This window comes from Ensifer sp. SSB1 (assembly GCF_016652895.1).
Classification (GTDB): Bacteria; Pseudomonadota; Alphaproteobacteria; order Rhizobiales; family Rhizobiaceae; genus Ensifer.
Genome location: NZ_JAEPRP010000034.1, coordinates 26556 through 46409, shown reverse-complemented (window position 1 = coordinate 46409; position 19854 = coordinate 26556). Strand labels below are relative to the sequence as shown.

Annotated in this window: 18 protein-coding genes; 13 read left to right on the top strand and 5 right to left on the bottom strand. The window is 62.2% G+C overall.

Features of this window, described 5'->3' with window-relative positions:
- The first annotated feature begins 72 nt into the window (after nucleotides 1-72).
- On the top strand, nucleotides 73-1200 hold the full coding sequence (locus I8N66_RS11260; RefSeq protein ID WP_291153656.1) for an FAD-binding oxidoreductase: 1128 nt from the start codon (nucleotides 73-75) through the stop codon (nucleotides 1198-1200).
- 70 nt (nucleotides 1201-1270) lie between these two features.
- On the opposite strand, the gene I8N66_RS11255 is transcribed toward I8N66_RS11260, so the two are convergent.
- A complete protein-coding gene (locus I8N66_RS11255; protein WP_291153653.1) occupies nucleotides 1271-2002 on the bottom strand; it encodes a GntR family transcriptional regulator in 732 nt (243 codons plus the stop codon).
- A gap of 238 nt (nucleotides 2003-2240) precedes the next feature.
- Between I8N66_RS11255 and I8N66_RS11250 the strand changes: the two genes are divergently transcribed.
- Together I8N66_RS11250 and I8N66_RS11245 are read left to right on the top strand one after the other, a co-directional pair.
- Entirely contained in the window at nucleotides 2241-3254 is a 1014-nt protein-coding gene (locus I8N66_RS11250) for an SIS domain-containing protein (RefSeq protein WP_291153651.1), read from the top strand.
- Between the two features lie 83 nt (nucleotides 3255-3337).
- On the top strand, nucleotides 3338-4150 hold the full coding sequence (locus I8N66_RS11245; RefSeq protein ID WP_291153649.1) for a PfkB family carbohydrate kinase: 813 nt from the start codon (nucleotides 3338-3340) through the stop codon (nucleotides 4148-4150).
- 99 nt (nucleotides 4151-4249) lie between these two features.
- Here the strand turns inward: I8N66_RS11245 and I8N66_RS11240 are convergent, their stop codons facing one another.
- The 3 genes from I8N66_RS11240 to I8N66_RS11230 form a co-directional block, all read right to left on the bottom strand.
- Nucleotides 4250-5221 (bottom strand): amino acid ABC transporter permease, encoded by a 972-nt coding sequence (locus I8N66_RS11240; protein ID WP_291153646.1) that lies wholly within the window; start codon nucleotides 5219-5221, stop codon nucleotides 4250-4252.
- A gap of 16 nt (nucleotides 5222-5237) precedes the next feature.
- Entirely contained in the window at nucleotides 5238-6518 is a 1281-nt protein-coding gene (locus tag I8N66_RS11235) for an FAD-binding oxidoreductase (protein WP_291153643.1), read from the bottom strand.
- A 72-nt stretch (nucleotides 6519-6590) separates the two neighbouring features.
- Nucleotides 6591-7418 carry a transporter substrate-binding domain-containing protein gene (locus I8N66_RS11230; RefSeq protein ID WP_291153640.1) on the bottom strand — a complete coding sequence of 276 codons (828 nt, stop codon included), beginning with the start codon at nucleotides 7416-7418 and terminating at the stop codon, nucleotides 6591-6593.
- A gap of 302 nt (nucleotides 7419-7720) precedes the next feature.
- On the opposite strand from I8N66_RS11230, the gene I8N66_RS11225 reads away from it, so the two are divergent.
- Genes I8N66_RS11225 through I8N66_RS11215 form a run of 3 tightly spaced genes read left to right on the top strand, consistent with a single transcriptional unit; the run spans nucleotide 7721 to nucleotide 10772 of the window.
- Nucleotides 7721-8680, top strand: a complete 960-nt coding sequence (locus I8N66_RS11225) for an ATP-grasp fold amidoligase family protein (protein WP_291153637.1) — start codon at nucleotides 7721-7723, stop codon at nucleotides 8678-8680.
- Nucleotides 8680-9717: a sugar-transfer associated ATP-grasp domain-containing protein gene (locus I8N66_RS11220; protein WP_291153634.1), complete on the top strand. Its 1038-nt coding sequence runs from the start codon at nucleotides 8680-8682 to the stop codon at nucleotides 9715-9717. Before I8N66_RS11225 ends, I8N66_RS11220 begins: the two co-directional genes overlap by 1 nt.
- On the top strand, nucleotides 9717-10772 hold the full coding sequence (locus I8N66_RS11215; RefSeq protein WP_291153631.1) for a sugar-transfer associated ATP-grasp domain-containing protein: 1056 nt from the start codon (nucleotides 9717-9719) through the stop codon (nucleotides 10770-10772). Before I8N66_RS11220 ends, I8N66_RS11215 begins: the two co-directional genes overlap by 1 nt.
- 41 nt (nucleotides 10773-10813) lie before the next feature.
- On the opposite strand, the gene I8N66_RS11210 is transcribed toward I8N66_RS11215, so the two are convergent.
- Entirely contained in the window at nucleotides 10814-12316 is a 1503-nt protein-coding gene (locus I8N66_RS11210; RefSeq protein WP_291153628.1) for an oligosaccharide flippase family protein, read from the bottom strand.
- A 313-nt stretch (nucleotides 12317-12629) separates the two neighbouring features.
- Between I8N66_RS11210 and I8N66_RS11205 the strand changes: the two genes are divergently transcribed.
- The 7 genes from I8N66_RS11205 (at nucleotide 12630) to I8N66_RS11175 (ending at nucleotide 19853) form a co-directional block, all read left to right on the top strand.
- Entirely contained in the window at nucleotides 12630-13790 is a 1161-nt protein-coding gene (locus tag I8N66_RS11205; protein ID WP_113535158.1) for a glycosyltransferase, read from the top strand.
- A gap of 89 nt (nucleotides 13791-13879) precedes the next feature.
- On the top strand, nucleotides 13880-14263 hold the full coding sequence (locus I8N66_RS11200) for a YciI family protein (protein ID WP_223728738.1): 384 nt from the start codon (nucleotides 13880-13882) through the stop codon (nucleotides 14261-14263).
- 253 nt (nucleotides 14264-14516) lie between these two features.
- Nucleotides 14517-15359: a phosphonate ABC transporter ATP-binding protein gene (gene phnC, locus I8N66_RS11195; protein WP_291153622.1), complete on the top strand. Its 843-nt coding sequence runs from the start codon at nucleotides 14517-14519 to the stop codon at nucleotides 15357-15359.
- An 85-nt stretch (nucleotides 15360-15444) separates the two neighbouring features.
- A complete protein-coding gene (gene phnD, locus I8N66_RS11190; protein ID WP_291153619.1) occupies nucleotides 15445-16350 on the top strand; it encodes a phosphonate ABC transporter substrate-binding protein in 906 nt (301 codons plus the stop codon).
- A gap of 179 nt (nucleotides 16351-16529) precedes the next feature.
- Complete coding sequence (gene phnE, locus I8N66_RS11185) at nucleotides 16530-17492, top strand: phosphonate ABC transporter, permease protein PhnE (RefSeq protein WP_291153616.1); 963 nt, start codon at nucleotides 16530-16532, stop codon at nucleotides 17490-17492.
- Between the two features lie 8 nt (nucleotides 17493-17500).
- Nucleotides 17501-19018, top strand: coding sequence for a phosphonate ABC transporter, permease protein PhnE (phnE, locus tag I8N66_RS11180; RefSeq protein ID WP_291153613.1), 1518 nt, complete (start codon nucleotides 17501-17503; stop codon nucleotides 19016-19018).
- Nucleotides 19019-19145: 127 nt separating this feature from the next.
- Nucleotides 19146-19853, top strand: coding sequence for a DUF1045 domain-containing protein (locus tag I8N66_RS11175; protein WP_291153609.1), 708 nt, complete (start codon nucleotides 19146-19148; stop codon nucleotides 19851-19853).
- Nucleotide 19854 lies beyond the last annotated feature (1 nt).

The window sequence follows — 19854 nt, the reverse complement described above, 5'->3', positions numbered from 1 at the left end:
CTTTCCGGGTATAAATTTGAACGCTGATAGCGGCTTATCTATGGTCCCGCCAACAACCAATGGAGGCGTGATATGCGGGACTACGATGTGGCGATCATCGGCGGCGGGATTGCCGGCCTATCACTCGCCTACTTCCTGGCGCCACATCGCTCCGTCGTGGTGATCGAGCGGGAAGACGGGCTCGGCTATCACAGCACCGGCCGCTCGGCAGCAGAGTTCGTGCTGCGCTACAACGCACCGGAAGTCTGCGCGCTTGCCGCCATCTCGAAGTCCTTCTTCGACAATCCGCCTGAGGGGTTCTCCGAGGTGGCGCTGCTCAAGCAGCGCGGCGGCGTCATGATTGCCAACGCCGAGAAGGCTGACCGCTTCGAAGAGGTGTTCATTGAAGAGCGTCGCGCCAACCCCGAGATTCAGCGGCTGCCGGTCGACGAAGTCATTGCACGGGTGCCGATTCTCCGGCGCGACTATGTTGCCGCCGCCTACTACGATCCGCATTTCTGGGACATCGAGGTTGAAAACCTAGTCCAAGGTTACGTCCGGGGCGCCCGCCGCCAAGGTGCGGCGATCATCGAGCGCTCCGACGTGCTGGTTCCGCGCCGCGACGGCGACCGCTGGGTAATCACGACCAGTGCCGGCGATATCAGCGCCAAGACGATCGTCAATGCCGCCGGCGGCTGGGCAGATCCAGTGGCGCAACTCTTCGGCGTCACGCCCGTCGGTATCGTTCCGCACCGACGCACGGCGATCACCGTCGACCTGCCCGAAGGCATCGACGCGCTCACCTTGCCGGAGATTAACGAGATCGACGAAGACTTCTACATGAAGCCCGAAGGTGGGCGGCTGCTCGCCTCGCCGGCAGACGCCACCCCTTGCGAGCCGGCCGACGTCCAGCCGGAGGAGATCGACGTTGCCTGGGCGGCCCACTACATCGAAGAGGCAACCACCGTGCCGGTTCGCCGCATCTTCAAGAGTTGGGCCGGCATGCGCAGCTTCTCACCCGACAAGTTGCCGGTCATCGGCTTTGCCCGCGACCGGCCGGATTTCTTCTGGCTCGCCGGCCAGGGCGGCTATGGTATCCTCACCTCCCCGGCCCTTGGCGCACTCGCCGCAAGCCTCATGATCGGTGCCGCAACGCCGGAAGGCTTTGGCGCGGTGGGTCTCGATGCCTCGAAGTTCAGCCCGGCGCGCCTGGAGAAGTAACGAGCACACCTGCCGTCACACATCGCCTGCCGTCACAGATCGATTGGCGGCCGACCTCAAATCGGCCGCATCACTTCCGCGCCAGGCTGAAGGAAAAATGGCTGCCGCGGTGATAGTCGAGCGCGTAGACAACGGGCACGCCAGCGGCATTGAAACAGGTCTCGCGGATCAGCAGTGCCGGGCCGAAATCGCGCAGATCGTTGCGCTCCACGACATCATCGGGAAGCAGGACGGCGGCAACGATCGCCGCCGACATCCTGGGCCTGCTCCGGTGCTGGTCCAGCAGGTCGAGCAGTGAACCTGTCCAATCGATATCGTAAAGACGCACCGGGATGATGCTGCGCGGAATAAAATCGACGCAATAGAGGATCGGCTCATCCTTGTGCAGCCGTAGCCTTTCGAGGCGGATAACCCGCTCCCCCGGCTGAAGCCGCAATTGCTCAGCCGTGGCGGCGTCAGGCGTTTCCTCCGCCACGAAGAGAACCTTGTTGGCCGTGGCGTAGCCATAGTGCCGGGCCATGTCCGTGACGCTTTCAAAGACGGTGATGGGCCGATCGACCTGAACGGCGGACATGGCCGAGACGAAGCGTCCGCGCCCGTGTTCGACATAAATGATGCTGTCCTGTTCGAGCAGCTTCAGCGCTTCGCGCAGCGCAGGACGCGAGATCTTGAAGCGCTGGGTCAACTGCGCCTCGGTCGGCAGTTTGTCGCCAGGATTGAGCCCTTCGTCGCGAATCAAGTCAGCGATGCGGTCGCGAAGCTGAATGACCAGTGTGCGCGTATCGCGAAGGGGTTCGTCCAATTCCTCTCACTCCGTCGAACAATTGTAAATATGTTCTTGTCTGACAAATTCCGGAAGGTCAAGTGCGCCCCAGTCCACCCGAATTTTCGCTGCTTCTCAGCCGGCATCGCGATGCGAATTGGTAGTGCAGAGATATCGCCCTTGACACCGCTTTGCATTGTTGTCAGTTGTCTTACAACATTGGGGAGGCAGTGGACAACCATGACCACCGGCCGAGGCAACCATCGGGAAACATGTCATGCTGAACTTTGACGAGCAGAGATTTCTTCGCATCCAGTCGGGCGCCGCCGCGCTGCGCCAACAACTCGACGAAACCATCGCGGCCTGCCTGGCCGCAGGCGCTGAGAACATCTTTTTCACGGGAACAGGCGGTGCCGCCATCCTGATGCAGCCGGCTGCCCAGCTCCTTCAACGCCAGTCCCGTTTTCCCACATTTATCGACCTGCCGGCCGAGCTCGTCCTTTCCGGATCGGCAAACCTCAATTCAAGGTCGATCGTGGTCATTCCCTCCCTCTCCGGCACGACGAAGGAAAGTGTGGCGCTGCTCGAGAAGGCAAAGTCGGTTGGCGCGACGGTATTGACGCTCGTCGGACATAAGGACACGCCGCTCGGCCAAGGCGGCGACCACGTCTTCGTCAACTTCGCCGAGGACGACACCTCCTGCGAATCCTTCTATCTGCAATCACTCTTCATCGCGCTTTCGATCATGCACCACCGCGGAGAACTCGAAGGTTACGAGCGGATCGTGGGCGAATTGGAAACCCTTCCGAAATCGCTGCTGGAGGTGAAGCGCGGCTTCGAAGCCCAGGCCGAGGATTATGCGAAGGTTCTCGCCGGCTCGAGCTATCACATCATCACCGGCGCCGGTAACGTCTGGCCGGAAGCCTTCTACTACGGCATGTGCATTCTCGAGGAGATGCAGTGGATTCGCACCCGTCCGGTGCATGCGTCCGACTTCTTCCATGGAACGCTTGAACTGGTGGAAGACGATGTCAGCGTTATCCTGTTCAAGGGCGAAGATGCGATGCGCCCGCTCGCCGAGCGCGTTCAGAACTTCGTGCCCGGCTACACGAACAAGCTTACCGTGCTCGACACGGCGGAATTCGCCCTCCCCGGACTTTCTCCCGAAGTGCGTGGTCTCGTCGCGCCGATCGTACTTGCAACCGTGCTCGAGCGCATCAGCGCCCATCTCGAGGTGATGCGCAATCACCCTCTGACGACGCGGCGTTACTACAAGCGCGTTGCCTACTGAGCGTTCGATACGTAATCGTTCGCCCGACGGTCGCGCATACGAGAACGCGTTCGCGACTTTCCATTCGCCTGCGAGGAGACGTCATGACCACCTTTCGCCTTGCTGCCGTCGGCGACAATTGCATTGACCGTTTCCAGGCGCCGATAAGCGAGGCCTATGTCGGTGGCAACGCGATCAATGTCGCCGTCCAGTGGGCGCTTCTTGGGCACCAATCCCACTACTTCGGCGCCGTCGGCGGTGACCGCGACGGCGCGCAGGTGCGGCAGGTTCTTGAACAGAACGGCGTGCGGCTCGCAGGTCTCAAGGAGCGCAATGTCAACACCGCCTATACCGACATCGGCGTCACCCCGGAGGGAGACCGTGTCTTCCTCTACGAGGATTTCGGTGCCTGCGCCGGCTATCAACCCGACGCGGACGACCTCGCTCTCCTGAAAACCATGGATCACGTGCATATCGGCTGGCTCGACGACGGCGGCGCCTTGCGAAGGGCACTGGCAACTGCAGGCGTCAGCGTCTCGCAGGATATGTCCGTCAACGCCACCCCGGCCAACCTTGGCGTGCAAGGTCTCAGCATAGCCTTCGGCTCCGGCAGCGACGGCGATCAGGACGCTGAACGATTGGCCGGTGATTTCCTTGCTCGCGGAGCCCTGCTCGCCATCGTGACGCGCGGCGCCCTCGGTTCGCTCGCCGGCAACGGAGCCGAACTGGTGTCAACCGGAAGCCGGCCGGTCGATGTCGTCGACACCACGGGCGCGGGCGACAGCTTTATCGCCGGTTTCATTCTCGCTCACCTTCAGGGCCGCCCACTGGTCGAACGGTTGGAGGCCGGGCGCGACCTCGCTGCACGTACCTGCACCCATGTCGGCGGGTTTCCGCAACAGCCGCACGCTCTCTAGCGAAACGACCCGCCATGTACCCGGCCCAATTCAACACGGGCCAGGCAGACGGCGGGGCACCTCAAAACCTTCGTCAAGATATTTGCGTACGGACCCTAGTCACCGGACATTGTACCGCCCGAAGCGGGCTTCGACACGCGACTGCAGGAATTCGAGGCCGATCGACAGGATCCAGTAGATCATCGAGGCGGTTATCAGCATCTCGATGTGACGGAACTCGGTCTGCCCCTGGGTGCGGGCGAGATACATGATCTCCCAGACACCGACGACGGAGACGAGGGAGGAGTCCTTCAGCATGGCGATGAACTGGTTGCCGGTCGGCGGGATGATGACGCGCATCGCCTGCGGCATGACCACGAGCGCCATCGTCTGGTTGGGGCTGAGGCCGAGCGCGGTCGCGCCTTCGGTCTGGCCGCGCGGAATGCTCTCGATGCCGGCCCGGAAGATCTCGGTCATGTAGGCGCCGTAGCAGAGCGACAGCGCCAGGATGCCGGCCGGCACCGCACCGATGACGTAGCCGACCTGGGGCAGGCCGAGATAGATGATGTAGATCTGCATCAACAGCGGCAGGCCGCGGAAGAGCGAGGTGTAGAAGGTGGCGAGCCCGTAGATGACGCCGTTCTTCGACAGCTTGGCAATGGCGCCGACGAGCGCGATCAGGGTGGCGATCGCGATCGAGATCACCGAGATGTAGAGCGTCGTGACGACGCCCTGGGAGACCAGGTAGCCGATCTTCTTGGCGATGAAGGCGAAGGACAGATCGAACGAGTAGAAGAACAGCATCAGGAGCACGAAAAGCTCGACCCAGACGCCGATCACCTGGCCGCGGCGCGGCAATTGCCGCAAGGCCTTCCAGTTCGCCGCCGCGATCAGCGCGACCAGCCCGGCGCTGACCAGCCGGGCGAGCGCCGGATTGGCCTCCAGCCATTCCGTCGACGGCGGCAGCAGATGGCCGATCCAGGCGGAGCTGATGCCGAGCCCGTAGATCGCCAGCGTGACGAGCGCCAGCATGAGAAACAGGCCGGACCGTCGCGCGACATCCGGATAAGTCAGTATCAGACGACCAATCATCTCAAATCTCCGGCGTTCAGGCGGCGCGCTCGCGCCACCAGTCCTGTGCCTGCAGTTTCCAGTAGGTGAGTTGGGCCACCGCCAGTCCGGCATAGCCGCCGGCCCAGACCAGGCCGAACGGCCGGAAGAGCTTGTAGCGGTCGGACTGGCCGAGAATGCCCTCGGCCACCAGCTTGCCGCCGATCGCTGTGGTGTTGAGGCCATGGCCGCCAAAGGCGGTGCAATGCCAGACACCCGGCCGCATCTCGCCGATCTGGGGCATCAGGTGGCGGGCGTAGGACATCAGGCCCGACCAGGCGAGTTCGGTCTTCAGTTCCTTCAACTGCGGATAGGTGCCGGTCATTTCGCGGCGCAATTCGGCGGCAAGGGCGGCCGGCGAAGCGGCACGGGTGGTGATGCGCCCGCCCCAGAGCAGCCGCTCGCCGCCGTCCACCAGCCGGTAATAGTCGCCGGCGCGGCGGTTGTCGCCGATCGCATCGCGGGTGGCGATCGCCGACCGGATCAGCTCCGGTGCTTCCTCGCTCAGCATCACATAGGTGGCGATCGGCAGGAAGGCGCGCTGCAGCCGGCCATTGAGCGCGCCGGTATAGCCACCGGTGGTGAAGACCACCTGGCGCGCCCTGACCCGGCCGCGAGCGGTCGACACCGTCTTTTCGGCACCGTCGAGCATGCTTGCCGTTGCCGCCGAGCCCTCGTAGATCCGCCCACCCAGCCGCTCGATTTCTTCCGCCACCGCCCGAAGGTAGTTCAGCGGATGCATGTGGAAGGCCTTGGGGTCACGCAAGCCCTGGAAATAGCGCTTCGACTTCAGCACCGCGCGAATATGCTCAGTGTCGAAATACTCCAACTCGTACCCATAGTTTTGACGCATCGCATCGGCGTGCGCCTTCAAGCTGCCGCCGTCGTCATAGCGCAAGACACTGGTGATTCCGGGCTGTGCATGTGCGCTCTCGATCTTCAGCGCCGCGATCGTATCACGAACGAAATCCACGCCTTCGATCGACAGACGGTGGATTTGACGTGCACCTTCGGCACCGGCCGCACGAGCGATGTTCTCGCCACCGGTCGCGAAACCGGGGCTGACGAAGCCGCCATTACGGCCTGATGCGCCGAAGCCGACGCTTTCCGCTTCGAGCACGACGATCGACTGCCCGGCGCGTGCGAGCTGAAGCGCCGTTGTCAGACCGGCGAGCCCACCGCCGACAACGACCGTGTCACATTCGATAGTTTCGGAAAGCACTGGTCTGACCTTCCGGTCGACCATCGTGTTTTTATAGTAGGTATCGGGATAGGACATGTTCTTGCGCCCTGCAGACAGCGATTAGGGGGTGCGGGCGGCACGATCTGCCGCCCCACAGACTTGTCCACTTCAGTCGGCGCTGTAGTCCTTGCCGTACCACTTGGTGGTAAAGCCTGCGAGCGTGCCGTCCTTCTTCATCTCAGCGATGAGATCGCCGACCTTCTTCGTCCACTCGGCGTCGTTCTTTTCCGCGATCACGACGAGCGGCTCCTTGAACGCGTATTCGCCTTCGAGCACTTTCAGCGGATAACCGTTCTTGATGGCGTTGAGCGCCGTCTGTTCCGGCGCAATCACGGCGTCGAGCCGTACGCCGTCGCCGAGGCGAAGGTCGTCGAAGGGAAGCATGGAATCGGCGAAGGTGCGGATCTCGCCCGGTTCCAGCTTGTACTCGATCGGCGGCAGGCCCGGCGCGTCTATTTCCAACTGACGACGAATGAAATCCTCCGAAGTCGTTGCCGTTTCGACACCGATGACCTTGCCGTTCAAGTCGGTGACAGCCTTCGCCTTGCTGTCCTTGTGAACGACGTAGACATAGGGGCTGTAGTAATAGATGCCGGCAAAGTCGATGACCTGGGCGCGTGACTTGGTCGGGGTCACCGAGCCGACGCCGACGTCATAGCGTCCCTGCCAGCGGCCACCGGTCAATGTGGCCCACTCCGGCGTTTCGAAGCTGACTTCGACGCCAAGGCGCTTGCCGATCTCGCGGGAGACATCGATGTCGAAGCCGACAAGCTGGTTGCTGTCGTCGAGATAGCTCTGCGGCGGCCACCCGCTGTTGGTGGCGACAACCATCGCCTTCTTGCTCATGACACGGTCGAGCGTCTCGCCTGCCTGTGCGGCGGTGGCAAGCGCCAGCGCGGCAGCGCCGACGGCGAGCTGTAGAACCAGTTTCCTCACGCATTCCTCCTGTTTGATCGTCAGCAATGGGTTCCCGTTTATGTAAGATGTCTGACAACATAAGTTAGAAAAGATCGATAGAGACGAGTCAAGGGCAGAAGCACGCCCAACTCCATGAAACGAAGTGATGGGAGCATATGTCTCCGTGATGAATGAGCCAAAGTGACGAGAGCCGCCCGAGCTGCACCGAGGCCCGGCCACCGTGTCGCCACATCGTTCTGGAAACCTTTGCACTGCTGCGCGCCCAAGGATGGGATCATCAATGGCCGCCTGCATCGAGGTTCTCTAGTGACGGATAGACGATGTCCACCATGAAGGAATATTCCCGCCAGCTCCTGGCGCGGCAAGCCCCCGATCTCCTTACCCATCTCTACCGTTGGTCCCGCTCCAATCGCTTTCGCGACGAGCGGCGGATCAGCACCCGCGAGTTCATCGAGACGCAATATCGCGCCCGCACGGGAAGAGAGTTGCAAGTCGACGAGCCGCGAGGGCTCAGCGAAAAGCTCAACGCGCTGAAGCTGATGCCGGCGACCGCATTGCAGACGATCTGCGCCGACAAGATCAAGGTGCGCGACTATGTTGCCGAGCGTGTCGGCCCGGATATCCTCATCCCGGCGATCCTGTCCACCTATCGGCTGAGGGACATCACGCCGGAGACCATCCGAGAGGAGGCCTTCGTCCTCAAGACGAATCACGACTTCGGCGGTGTGGTGATATGTCGTGACCGGGACACGTTCGACTGGGGTGCCGCCCGCGCCAAGCTCGCCGATCACCTGGCGTTCAACCATTGGTACCGGCATCGCGAGCCTGTTTACCGCGATATCCGGCCCGGTGTCCTGGTCGAGGCGTTTCTGGAACCGGACGCGGCCGACGGCCTTCGCGAATACAAGATTTTCTGCTTCCACGGCCGCCCACATTTCATAATGGTCATCCGCGAGAAGGACGGCGTGCGCAGCAAGACGGTCTTCGACACCGATTGGCAGCCTTTGCCGGTGCGGCGGCGCGGTGCGCCAGCTGTGGCGGACGGCATAGAACCTCCCCAATCCCTTCGGTCCCTGCTCGATATTGCGACGGAACTCGCCGCTCCATTCGCGTTCAGCCGGGTCGACCTCTACGAAAACTTCGGCCGCATCCGCTTCGGCGAGATCACCTTCTTCCCCGAAGGCGGCACAGATATTTTCGAACCTTATGAGTGGGAACTGCGTTTCGGGGACTTGCTGAGATTGCCTGGAGAGCAACCAAGAAAGGGACCCCACGCTTGATGTTGCAAAGTCTGGTTGACCAAACGATCGACAAGCGCCGCCTTCGCTTCCTGAAAAGCCACGCCCGTCGCTACTGGGCCGACAGTGCCTCGGCCGACGACCGGCAACTGGCGCCGCTGCAGCGGATCCAGGACATCCTGGCCGGTTTCGATCCGAAGGAGGCCGATTGGTATCGACAGATACGCGGCGACCTCGACGGTGTCGTGAGCAATTGCGAAAGAGAACAGCACCTGCACGGGCTGAACGGGCATTATGCCTATGTACTCGACAACAAGGCAGTGTTCGGAGAACTCCTTGCCTCGATGCGGTTGCCGACCCCACAGATATTCTCCTGCTATTTCGGAGACCGATGGCATTGGCGGGACGACAGCCGGCGCGCCTTCGGCGATGAACTCGCCACCCATGGCCGCTTCGTCATCAAGCCGGCGCTGGGTTCGAAGGGGCGTTCCGTGCAGATCGGGGCGGTAATGGACGACGTCAACAAATACCGCGGCGAAGATGCGATCCTGACCAGCTTCGTGCAGCAGGCCGACTATGCGCAGACGATCTTTCCCGACGCCTTGAATACCATACGTCTGCTGATGCTGCGGGACGATGATGGCGCTCCGGTCGCAGCCGCGGCCATTCACCGCTTTGGCGGCGCCCGCTCGGTGCCGGTCGATAATTTCAGCGCCGGCGGACTGGTCTCGAAAGTCGACCTGCAAACAGGCCGGCTATCCCGGGCCTTATCAATCGCGGACGGCAATCTTGTCCGCTATCACGATGTGCATCCGGACACGCAAACGACGATTGCCGATGTCGAGATTGCCCACTGGCCCGCGGTCCTGCGGCTTGTCGAGGATCTCGGCCGCGCCTTTCCGTATCTGCACTATGTCGGCTGGGACATCGCCGTAACGCCCGAAGGACCGACCGTCATCGAAGGCAACGCCCACCCGAGCCTGCGCTTCTTTCAGCTTTACGACCGCCTGCTCGATGAGCCGCAACTGCGCCGGATCTTTGCCCGCTACATTCCAAGAGCCAAGGATGGCCCGCTCTGATGGGCCCGCTCCCGATCTTCGGCGTGGTACGCCACCGCCTCTCGCTGCTGCAGCACTTCTGGGCGCTGGAGCGGCGCGGAAATCGCGGCCTTCCCAATCTGCGGCTGATGAGCCGCGGCTTCCTCTCCAACCGCGCCTGGCTGTATCCGCTCGACCGGTTCGACTCTCACCTGTTTCTGACCGATCTCGAGGCGGAGGCCCGGCTGCCGCGGCTAAACAGCACCGAAGCCATGGCGCTGCTCGGCGACAAGCTCCGGTTTCATGAATGGGTGCGCTCCGGAAGCTTCCCGGGGGCCTGCCCGCAGTTGATCGGGCTCATCGAGGACGGCCGTGCCACCACCCCCGAAGGCGGCCCGTTGCCGAGGGCGGACGTTGAAGGCTGCGCCATGATCGCAAAACCGGTCGACGGCAGCGGCGGCCGCGGCGTGAAACGCATTTCATCGATCGACGAGGTCGATCGGCACGGCCGCTTCTTGCTCGAGGCCGCGGTGGTGCAGCACCCCTACGCGTCGGCGATCTATCCGGCTGCCGTCAACACGATCCGGGTTCTGGTCGGCCACGACGAGGCGTCCGGAACGACCGTACTGCTCGGGGCGGCCCACCGGTTCGGAACGGAGCGCTCACGACCGACAGACAACTTCAAGGCCGGGGGGATCGTATCCCTGATCGAGCTGGAAAGCGGCGCGCTCTCCGATGCGATTTCCGATGACGGCGGCCCAAGCCGAACCACGCTCCCCCGCCACCCCGAGACCGGCACTCGCATCGGCGGCATGACCATCCCGCATTGGAACGACATCAAGACGCTGGCGCTCGCATGTACGCGCTCGATCGCGGGGCTCGCCTATGTTGGCTGGGATGTGGCCTTGACCGAGAAAGGTCCGATCGTGATTGAGGGCAATGCGGCACTCGCCAATCCCAACCTCATCCAGTTTCACGAGCCGATGCTCTTGCGCCAGGAAGTGCGCGATTTCTTCGCTGCAAAGGGCACCATCAGCCCAAACCGACTGGAGCGAATTCGCGCATCACAACGCCACAGGTCCTTCGAGGCAGGCTAAGCTCACCGAACCACTGGTCTGCTTTGGACGCGCGCCCCTGTTTATGGAGCAGACATCGTTCCGAGAATGAGTGGAATCCGCGATTTCGCCGAAGCCCAATCCCCGCGGATGACGTCAAAGGCCGCCTTGAACACAAGCACAGTCTCGCGCGGATTGAAGGCCGCCCAGGCCACTCCATACACAACGACACCGATCGCAACCTGCAGGCAGAGCATCAGGACGGGCGCAAGGCCATCGATCATCCGCCCGGCAGTCCAGACGGCGCCCGCCATGATCAGCGATGGCATCGCGGCGACGAAGAGCGTGCGCAGCTGCCCCAGGGGATGGAGGGCGGACACGCGATAGACCTGCATGGCGCCCACCGGCCAAAGTGCCCATTGCCTCAGCGACAGCGCGGCTGCGACGCCGACGAGGCCGTATTGGACGCCGACGAAAAGGAAGGCGACACCCAGCACGATCGACAGCACCGAAATAAAGGAGACCGACCCCATGCGCCCGAAGGCCACCAGCACGGCCGTGTTGAAGCTCGAGACCGGCGCCCGCAAGGTTCCAAGAGCGAGTACCTGCAGTACCGGGACAGCTTCGGCCCACCCCTCGCCGAAGGCCAGCGGCACGAGGATCGGTGCGATCATCGCAACGCCGAGAACGACTGGCCAGAACACCCAGGTGGTCAGCCGGACCGACGTATCGATCAGCTTGGCGAGCCGCTCGCGGTCATGCTGCAATTGCGATGCTGCCGGAAAGGCGACCGCGGCAACGGGGCCACTCAGAATATTGTGCAACTGGTCGAGCAGCCGGCGGGCAACCGCAAAAAGGCCGAGCGCTTCCGTCCCGAGCCACTGGCCGATGAATAGTCGCGGCAGGGCGTTCTGGGAGATGTAGGTCAGTCCGTTGTTCTCGACCCTGCGGGATGCAAAGCGCAGCACATCGATGACTTCCTGGCGGACAAAGCCGAAACCGGGCGACCAGCGCGCTGCGGGAATCAGCATGATCAGGTTCACCGAGCGCCGCACGATCTCCATGATGACGAGGCTCCAGATACCGGCGCCCGATATCGCCAGCACAACGCCGACCGCGACCGCCAGCACACCCGATACCGCCCCGATGCGGGCAAGCTCGTTGAACTGCAGGCGCCGCACGAGGATCTGGTTGGGGACGCTTGCCAGCCCCGTGAGGATTGGCAGGACGAGCATCGCAAGCAGCGGCGCCTTGAGCTGCGGCGCCTCGAAGAAGGCTGAGGCCACCCCACTGCTGACACCGATGACGATTGCCGAGAGAACGGAGATGACAACCAGAGCCGCGAAGGCCGCATTGCGATGTCCGGTCGTGGCGTCCGGTTTCTGCACGACGATGTCGGCCGCGTGTCCCCCGACGAAGATCTCGGCGAAGCCGACGATCAGCAGCCCCAGAGCAAAGACACCATAGGTTTCGGCGCCGAGGATTCTCGCCAGGATGATGGTGCTGATGGTTGCAAGCAACGCCTGCGCCAATTGGCCCAATGAAGCCCAGATGGCTTGCCCGGTCAGTTTTACTGCACGGCTCAATAGAAATGCCTTCCGTCATTCAGCTCACGAACCACAACACCGCACGTCATGAGACGCGTTGCGGTCGATATAGCTGCTTTGCCGCAGGTCTTTGTCCTCAAAACGCGGTCGATTTAAGGACAAAGACTTTCAGCGATCGAAACGAGCCTGCATTCTATCTCACGATAGATTTTGGCTTGTTGTCGAAATTGAGGGCGGCCCGCCATTTTATCAACGCTTCACACGTTGAAGGTGCATCGATCGCCCCGAAAGAAGCTTGGGGAACTGGGAAGGCGCCAAGAGGGGAGGCTGCCATTGAGGAGGAGCACAAGGCATGAAGTTATCGGACGTATCTCGCAACGGCGCCCGCATCTCCATCATTGTTCCCACCTACAATCGGGCCCAATATCTACCAGCTTCGCTCGATGCATTGTTGCCGCAGATTGGACGCGATGACGAGATTATCGTCGTCGTCGATGGCTCGACCGACGAAACGGCTGACGTGCTTGCCCGATACGGAAACCGGATCGAGGTGATAGAACAGGCCAATGCCGGCAAGGCGCGTGCATTGAACGCCGGGCTGCAGAAAAGCAGGGGGCAGTTCGTCTGGATCGTCGATGACGACGACGTTGTTTGCCCCACGGCGCTCGGTGATCTCATGCAGGTCTTCGAGGCCGATCCATCGGCCGGCATCGCCTACGGGCGCTATGTGCGTTTCCAGCACGAAAAGGATGGCGCCGCCAAGTTCCTGGACACGGGCTACTGGAACGACTGTCCGACGAACGAATTCCTGATCGCCACGCTTGAGGATTTCTTCGTCCACCAGCCTGGCATGCTCGTCCGCCGCAGCCTCTATGACGCTGCCGGGGCATTCGATGAAGCACTGCCGCGATCCGTGGACTACGACATGCTGATCAGGCTTTCTCTCCTCGGCAAGGCGGCTTCGACCGCCAATGTCATCTTTCACCAGCGCCTGCACGACGGCGACCGGGGACCGGCGGCGAGCCGTTTCCAGGCGCAGCGACGCGATCAAAACTGGATCAGCAATGATGCGCTGATCTTCGATCGTTTGCACCAGACCTTGCCGCTCACCGACTATCTGCCGTCGCGGCGCATCGAGAGTGGCGATGAAGAGCGCAGCGCGCTCCTGCAGCGGGGTGCGATCATGGCCCGCAAGAAGCGCTGGGACATCGCCATCTCCGACTTCGGTCGCGCTCTTGAGCAAAGCCGGAGTCCGCTGACGCCCTATGAAAAGCGCATCCTCCGGCGCGCGACTGGATCGAAATACGACTGCGACGAGGTCTTCGGGAATGCCCTGATCGACGAAGGACTGCGCTCGCTCAGCGGCAGTTTTCCGCCGGGGCGCGAACTCGCCCGTTCGCTCGCCCGCGGCCTTGTCTGGAGAGCGCGCCAAGCCGCGGCGCAGGGTCAGCTCAAGCGCAGTTCGCGCATCGCCGCCCAGGCCTGTCGTTGGGCCGCCGCGTCCTGGGGCTGATTTCCAAGCGAGAGTTGTGGCCACGAACCTCGCGCGCCGATTGAAGCCGCCAGCGAAACCTGACAGGAATACGTCCGGGAGGACGGTTCATGTATTATGCAATCTTGGCTTACCACACGGCAGGCGTGGTCGAATCCTGGAGCGCGGAAGAGGACGCGGCCCTGATGTCCGACCTTCTCGAGGTTCATGAGCGCTTCGTTCAGCAGAAAGCCTTCGGACCGGCCGCGCGGCTCGGGCCTGCCGAAGGTGCGGTGACGCTCAGGGGCCAGGGCGAAGGCATCGTCACCGACGGACCTTTCGCCGAGACCAAAGAGCAACTGCTGGGCCTCTACGTCGTGGACTTTCCGACGATCGACGCAGCCATAGCGGCTGCACGCGAGCTGCGGCGCAGCAATCCTACCGCGATCTACGAGATCCGGCCGATCGCCCTCTATGTTCCGGGGGCAACCTTGGAGCCTGGCACCGAGGGCTAGGAATCACGCGGCGGTAGCGCCCCGGGAGCGCCCTGGCTACCGCCCCGATCCCATTCGGATCAGCACGCAATCACGCGGAAGGTGACCAATCGCGCCTGCGCCCGGGCTGCGACGTTCACATTTGATTAACCCAGCCCGCGTGGGCGTGAACTGTAACAGAACTTACAACAAACTGACATTTCGCTTTCATGAAGCGCCGCTATGGCAGGTGTCATACCGATGACCGGTCTCCCCGAAAGAGGACCTGCTAGAAATGTTTCAGTTGAAGAGTGTAACCCGCCAGTTCGGCAAGAGGACAGCCGTGAGTTCGGTTACCTTCGACATTCCCCAAGGCCAGATGGTCGGCGTAATCGGCCGCTCGGGCGCCGGCAAGTCGACGCTGCTGCGCATGATCAATCGCCTCGTCGACCTGTCTTCGGGCTCGATCGTCTATGACGGCACCGAGGTCTCGTCGCTTCGCGGCGCAGCGCTTCGCAACTGGCAGCGCGACTGCGCCATGATCTTCCAGCAGTTCAACCTGGTGCCGCGCCTCGACGTGCTCACCAATGTGCTGCTCGGCCGCCTCAACCACCGTTCGACGGTCTTAAGCATCCTCAACATGTTCACCCGCGAAGAACGCATCATGGCGATCGGCGCGCTGGAACGCCTCGGGATCGAGCAGACGGCCCTGCAGCCGGCCGGCACGCTTTCCGGCGGCCAGCAACAGCGCGTCGCGATCGCCCGCGCCCTGATGCAGCAGCCGAAGGTTCTGCTCGCCGACGAGCCGATCGCCTCGCTTGACCCGCTGAACGCCAAGATCGTCATGGATGCGCTGCGTGACATCAACGAGCGCGACGGCATCACAGTCATCACCAACCTTCATACGCTCGATACCGCGCGCAATTATTGCGAACGCATCATCGGCATGGCGCACGGCCGCGTCGTCTTCGACGGTCAGCCCAAGGATCTGACGGCGGCAGCCGTTGCTGAGATCTACGGCGCCGATACGGGCATCGAGGAATCGATGACCTCCACCAGCATCAACATTCCGGCGGCTGAGCCGCAGGAAGAAACGGCATCGGCCGGCCTCAAGCCGCTGGCACTGGCCGGCATCTGACGCCCGCCAGGATCGAAAGCCCGCGTCAAGGGCACCTCTTTGAAACCCAATAGATCCGGCCGAGCCGGACACACGGGAGAACCTTATGCTGAAAAAAGCTCTTCTGAGCGCCGTCGCTCTCCTCGCCCTCGTCGGCCACGCACAGGCTGAAGACCTCAAGGATTTCCGCATCGGCATCCTCGGCGGCGAAAACGAAGCCGACCGCCTGCGCAACTTCCAGTGCCTCGTCGACAAGCTGCCGGCTGCGATCGGCGTCGAGAAGGTCTCGCTGTTCCCGGCTGCCGACTATGACGGCGTTATCCAGGGCCTGCTCGGCGGCACGCTCGACTACGCCGAACTCGGCGCTTCCGGCTACGCCAAGATCTATCTGGCCAAGGCTGACGCCGTCGAGCCGATCCTGACGACCGTTCAGACCGACGGCTCGACCGGCTACCACTCGATCATGGTTGCCCGCAAGGATTCCGGCATCACCAAGCTCGAAGACCTGAAGGGCAAGAAGCTCGGCTTCGCCGATCCGGACTCGACCTCTGGCTACCTCGTCCCGCTCGTTACCCTGCCGGAAGCAATCGGCGCGCCGGTCAAGGAATTCTTCGGTGAGACCGGCTTCGGCGGCGGTCACGAAAACCTGGTTCTCGAAGTCGTCAAGGGCACCTTCGATGCCGGCACGACCTTCGGCTCGGGCGTCGGCGAATTCAAGGACGGCTACACCTCGGGCAACCTGAAGAAGATGGTCGACAAGGGCATCCTCGACATGAACGACCTGGTCGAACTCTGGAAGTCGCCGCTGATCCCGAATGGCCCGGTCGTCGTGCGCACCTCGATGAACGACGACATGAAGGCGAAGTTCAAGCAGTTCATGCTCGACCTGCCGAAGACCGACGCCGCGTGCTTCTCGGCCATCCAGGGTGGCGATTTCACCGGCTTCACCGAAGTCAACGTCGACTTCTACAAGCCGATCATCGACGCCCGCAAGGCAACGATCGGCGGCTGATAGACCGCATACCTTGGGAACGCTGGCCGCCCAAACGGCCAGCGTTTCCTTGTTTGAAGGGGTGCTCCGCGCCCATCCTCAGCGGATGTCTATCGCTTAGTTTTCACGCATTTCCTGATGGAAGGCCGCATGGCGCTTTCCTGGAAATGCCATAGAGGCCGGCGCGAGCCGGAACGATCATGGCAACTTCCCTGCTCCCGCGGCATCTGAGCGACAACGGCGCCGTCATTGAGCGCCACTGGCAGGAACTCAGTTCCCGCCGTAGGCTCTATTCCTGGCTCGGCTTCGGCGTTCTCTTCCTGGCTCTTTCGGGCTCGCTTTGGTTCGCCAACGATTCCAACGCCGGCAAGTTCTTCGATCGCCTGCCGCATTTCTTCGACTTCGTCGGAGACCTCGCGCCGCGTGACGGGCTGGAAATCTTCCGCGCCATGTTCGACCTGCCCTCGCCCTATGACGACGGCAGCTTCAAGTACAACTATCCCGAAGGCCGGCTCTACCTGACCGAGAGCTTCTACATTCCCGAATATGTGCACAAGATGCTGGAGACCGTGAACATCGCGATCTTCTCCACTGTCATCGGCACCGCACTCGGCTTCGTGCTTTGCTTCCTCGCCGCGCGCAACCTGATGCCCAACCCCTGGATCCGTGGCTTTGTTCGCCGCATCATGGAGATCCTGCGCGCCTTTCCGGAAGTCGTAATTGCCGGCTTCTTCCTCGCGATCCTTTCGCTCGGGCCCATTCCCGCGATCGCTGCGGTCTCGATCCATACGATCGGTGCGCTCGGCAAGCTCTTCTACGAAGTGGTCGAAAACGCCGACATGAAACCCGACGAAGGCCTGCGCGCCGCCGGCGGCAACTGGATCGAGCGCGTCTGGTTCGGCATGGTGCCGCAGGTACTGCCGAACTTCACCAGCTATTTCCTCCTGCGCCTCGAGATTAATGTGCGCGCCTCGACCATCATCGGCGCCGTCGGCGGCGGTGGCATCGGCGAGTTGCTGCGCCTCTCGATCGGCCAGGGCCACCAGGCGAAAACGCTTGCGATCGTCATTCTGCTTTTCGCGACCATTTTCGCTGTCGACCAGTTTTCCGCCTGGCTCCGCCGTCGCCTTGTTGGCGAACAGTCCTTCCAGCTGGCCCAGTAGGTGCACGCATGACCACGACCACACGATTGAACCCGATGGAAATGGATGCGATCGCGAACCGCCATCCAGAACTCCTGAAATCCTCTACCTCCAAGCGCGTACGCACGGCAGCGGTTACCGGCGGTATCATCGTATATCTCATCTTCAGCTGGTGGTTCTTCTCGATCGGACAGGTGCTGGGCAATGCCAACTGGGGCATCGCCGGCACCTACCTCGCCGATTGGGTTTCCTACGAGGTACGCCCGGAAATCCACATCGCCCCTGACCGGACGATGAGCCTCAATTATCAACGAAATTCGCCGCTCGGACCGAACCCCAGTCCGGACTGGGTCGAACTCGACAAGGAAACGGTAACGCGCCGCGTTGAAATTCCGGCTTCGGCAACACAGGCGGCAAAGCCGAAGGCAAGCTCTTCCTTCAGCTTCATGACGCCAGGCTCTGCACTGGGGGGCGCGACCACCGCCGAAGCTCCGAACCGGGTCGAAACCCGAACGGAAGAGGTGCTGACGCGCGTCGTTGTTACCTATGACCGCTCGACCAGGATCGAGATCGCCGACAGCCTGGTCAAGGCAACCCATGGCGGCGAGACCTTGGTGATGGCCGTAGACGGCGCCGACAGAGTGACACCGCAGGGAACGCTGCCCACCTGGGCAACGCAGAAGCGCCCCGGCGAGAAGATCGTGCTTGCTTTTGGCGCCACCGGCTGGGCGGAAGTCGAAGGTGACGAGGTTTCCATCCGCAACCGCTTCTTCGGCTGGGCGAATTTCCTCTTCGATACCAACTCGCCCTTCTTCGGCAAGAGCTACGGCGAAGTCACTTCGCTCATCATGTCCGGCGAGCGGATCGATCCGGCGCGTTCCAATCTTTCACTCGCCTGGAACAACATCCTCTACAATGCCGAGTGGCAGCATCTGGATGTCTGGACGAAGCTCCTGCAGACCGTCGTCATGGCCTTCGTCGGCACGCTCTTTGCGTCGCTGATCGCCTTCCCGCTCTGCTTCCTTGCCGCCCGCAACATCACACCGAGCTTTATGACCAATCAGTTGGTCAAGCGCTTCTTCGACTTCCTGCGATCGGTGGACATGTTCATCTGGGCGCTGTTCTTCACCCGCGCCTTCGGCCCGGGACCGCTGGCGGGTATCTCGGCGATCTTCTTCACCGACACGGGAACGCTTGGAAAGCTTTATTCGGAGGCGCTGGAGAACATCGACGACAAACAGCGCGAGGGCGTGAAGTCGGTGGGTGCTGCGCCTCTGGCCGTGCAGCGCTTCGGCGTGCTGCCGCAAGTGTTGCCGGTTTTTGCCAGCCAGGCCCTCTATTTCTGGGAATCAAACACCCGCTCGGCGACGATCATTGGCGCTGTCGGTGCAGGCGGCATCGGCCTCAAACTCTGGGAAGCAATGCGCACCAATTCCGATTGGGAAAATGTCGCCTACATGGTGCTTCTGATCTTGCTGGTTGTCTTTATTTTCGACAGCATCTCGAACGCGTGCCGTTCGCGCCTGATGGGCAGCAAGGCACATTGACGACTGCCAGGCATTTGCGCGTCCGCCATCATGATGTTGTCATGGAAATCGGCTAGCTGCGCATCGCATCCCGCAAACAATCGACCCGCCGCCCAGGCGGGCCGGTCGCTACAAGAAAGTGAAGACCGTGCGCTATGCAATCTATTTCGCGCCGCCGGCGGACGACCGGCTGTCGCAGACCGCGTCCCGTTGGCTTGGCCGTGACGCCTTTACCGGCGAGGATCTCGATGCCCCGGCGATTGCCGGCCTCGACCAAGAGGTGCAGCGCGCACTGACGAGCGATCCACGGCGCTACGGCTTTCACGGCACGCTGAAAGCCCCCTTCGAGCTTGCAGAAGGCCGGGACGAGGACGAACTGCTGAGCATCTTCGAATGCTTCGCCGCCGACCTCGATCCCTTCGAGATCCCGCAGATCGTTCTCCATCAACTCGGTCCGTTCTTTGCCCTCGTTCCTTCGGCTCCTTCCACAGAACTGCAGGGCCTCGCCGAGGACGCTGTTCATCGCTTTGATCCCTTCCGCGCGCCGCTGTCGGATGCCGATTTCGTCCGCCGCAAGCCGGAAAGTCTGCCTGAGCGCCAGCGGCGCTACCTGCGGGAATGGGGCTATCCCTATGTTTTCGAAGAATTTCAGTTTCATCTGACCTTGACCGGTCCAGTGCCCGCCGAGAACAGCGATTTCATGCGCCGGGCACTCGAAACGACCTTTGCCGAACACACCGGAAAGCCGCTTCACGTTACGTCAGTCGCACTCTTCGTCGAACCGGAGCGCGGCGCACCCTTTACTGTCCGCTCCCTGCTGCCGCTCGGCAGCGACACCCAACTAAAGATCGCATGAG

What these genes read in the sequence shown, in the direction of transcription:
- I8N66_RS11260 (WP_291153656.1), top strand. Translation starts at nt 73, where the DNA reads ATGCGGGACTACGATGTGGCGATCATCGGCGGCGGGATTGCCGGCCTA.
- I8N66_RS11250 (WP_291153651.1), top strand. Translation starts at nt 2,241, where the DNA reads ATGCTGAACTTTGACGAGCAGAGATTTCTTCGCATCCAGTCGGGCGCC.
- I8N66_RS11245 (WP_291153649.1), top strand. Translation starts at nt 3,338, where the DNA reads ATGACCACCTTTCGCCTTGCTGCCGTCGGCGACAATTGCATTGACCGT.
- I8N66_RS11240 (WP_291153646.1), bottom strand. Translation starts at nt 5,221, where the DNA reads ATGATTGGTCGTCTGATACTGACTTATCCGGATGTCGCGCGACGGTCC.
- I8N66_RS11235 (WP_291153643.1), bottom strand. Translation starts at nt 6,518, where the DNA reads ATGTCCTATCCCGATACCTACTATAAAAACACGATGGTCGACCGGAAG.
- I8N66_RS11225 (WP_291153637.1), top strand. Translation starts at nt 7,721, where the DNA reads ATGTCCACCATGAAGGAATATTCCCGCCAGCTCCTGGCGCGGCAAGCC.
- I8N66_RS11220 (WP_291153634.1), top strand. Translation starts at nt 8,680, where the DNA reads ATGTTGCAAAGTCTGGTTGACCAAACGATCGACAAGCGCCGCCTTCGC.
- I8N66_RS11215 (WP_291153631.1), top strand. Translation starts at nt 9,717, where the DNA reads ATGGGCCCGCTCCCGATCTTCGGCGTGGTACGCCACCGCCTCTCGCTG.
- I8N66_RS11205 (WP_113535158.1), top strand. Translation starts at nt 12,630, where the DNA reads ATGAAGTTATCGGACGTATCTCGCAACGGCGCCCGCATCTCCATCATT.
- I8N66_RS11200 (WP_223728738.1), top strand. Translation starts at nt 13,880, where the DNA reads ATGTATTATGCAATCTTGGCTTACCACACGGCAGGCGTGGTCGAATCC.
- phnC (WP_291153622.1), top strand. Translation starts at nt 14,517, where the DNA reads ATGTTTCAGTTGAAGAGTGTAACCCGCCAGTTCGGCAAGAGGACAGCC.
- phnD (WP_291153619.1), top strand. Translation starts at nt 15,445, where the DNA reads ATGCTGAAAAAAGCTCTTCTGAGCGCCGTCGCTCTCCTCGCCCTCGTC.
- phnE (WP_291153616.1), top strand. Translation starts at nt 16,530, where the DNA reads ATGGCAACTTCCCTGCTCCCGCGGCATCTGAGCGACAACGGCGCCGTC.
- phnE (WP_291153613.1), top strand. Translation starts at nt 17,501, where the DNA reads ATGACCACGACCACACGATTGAACCCGATGGAAATGGATGCGATCGCG.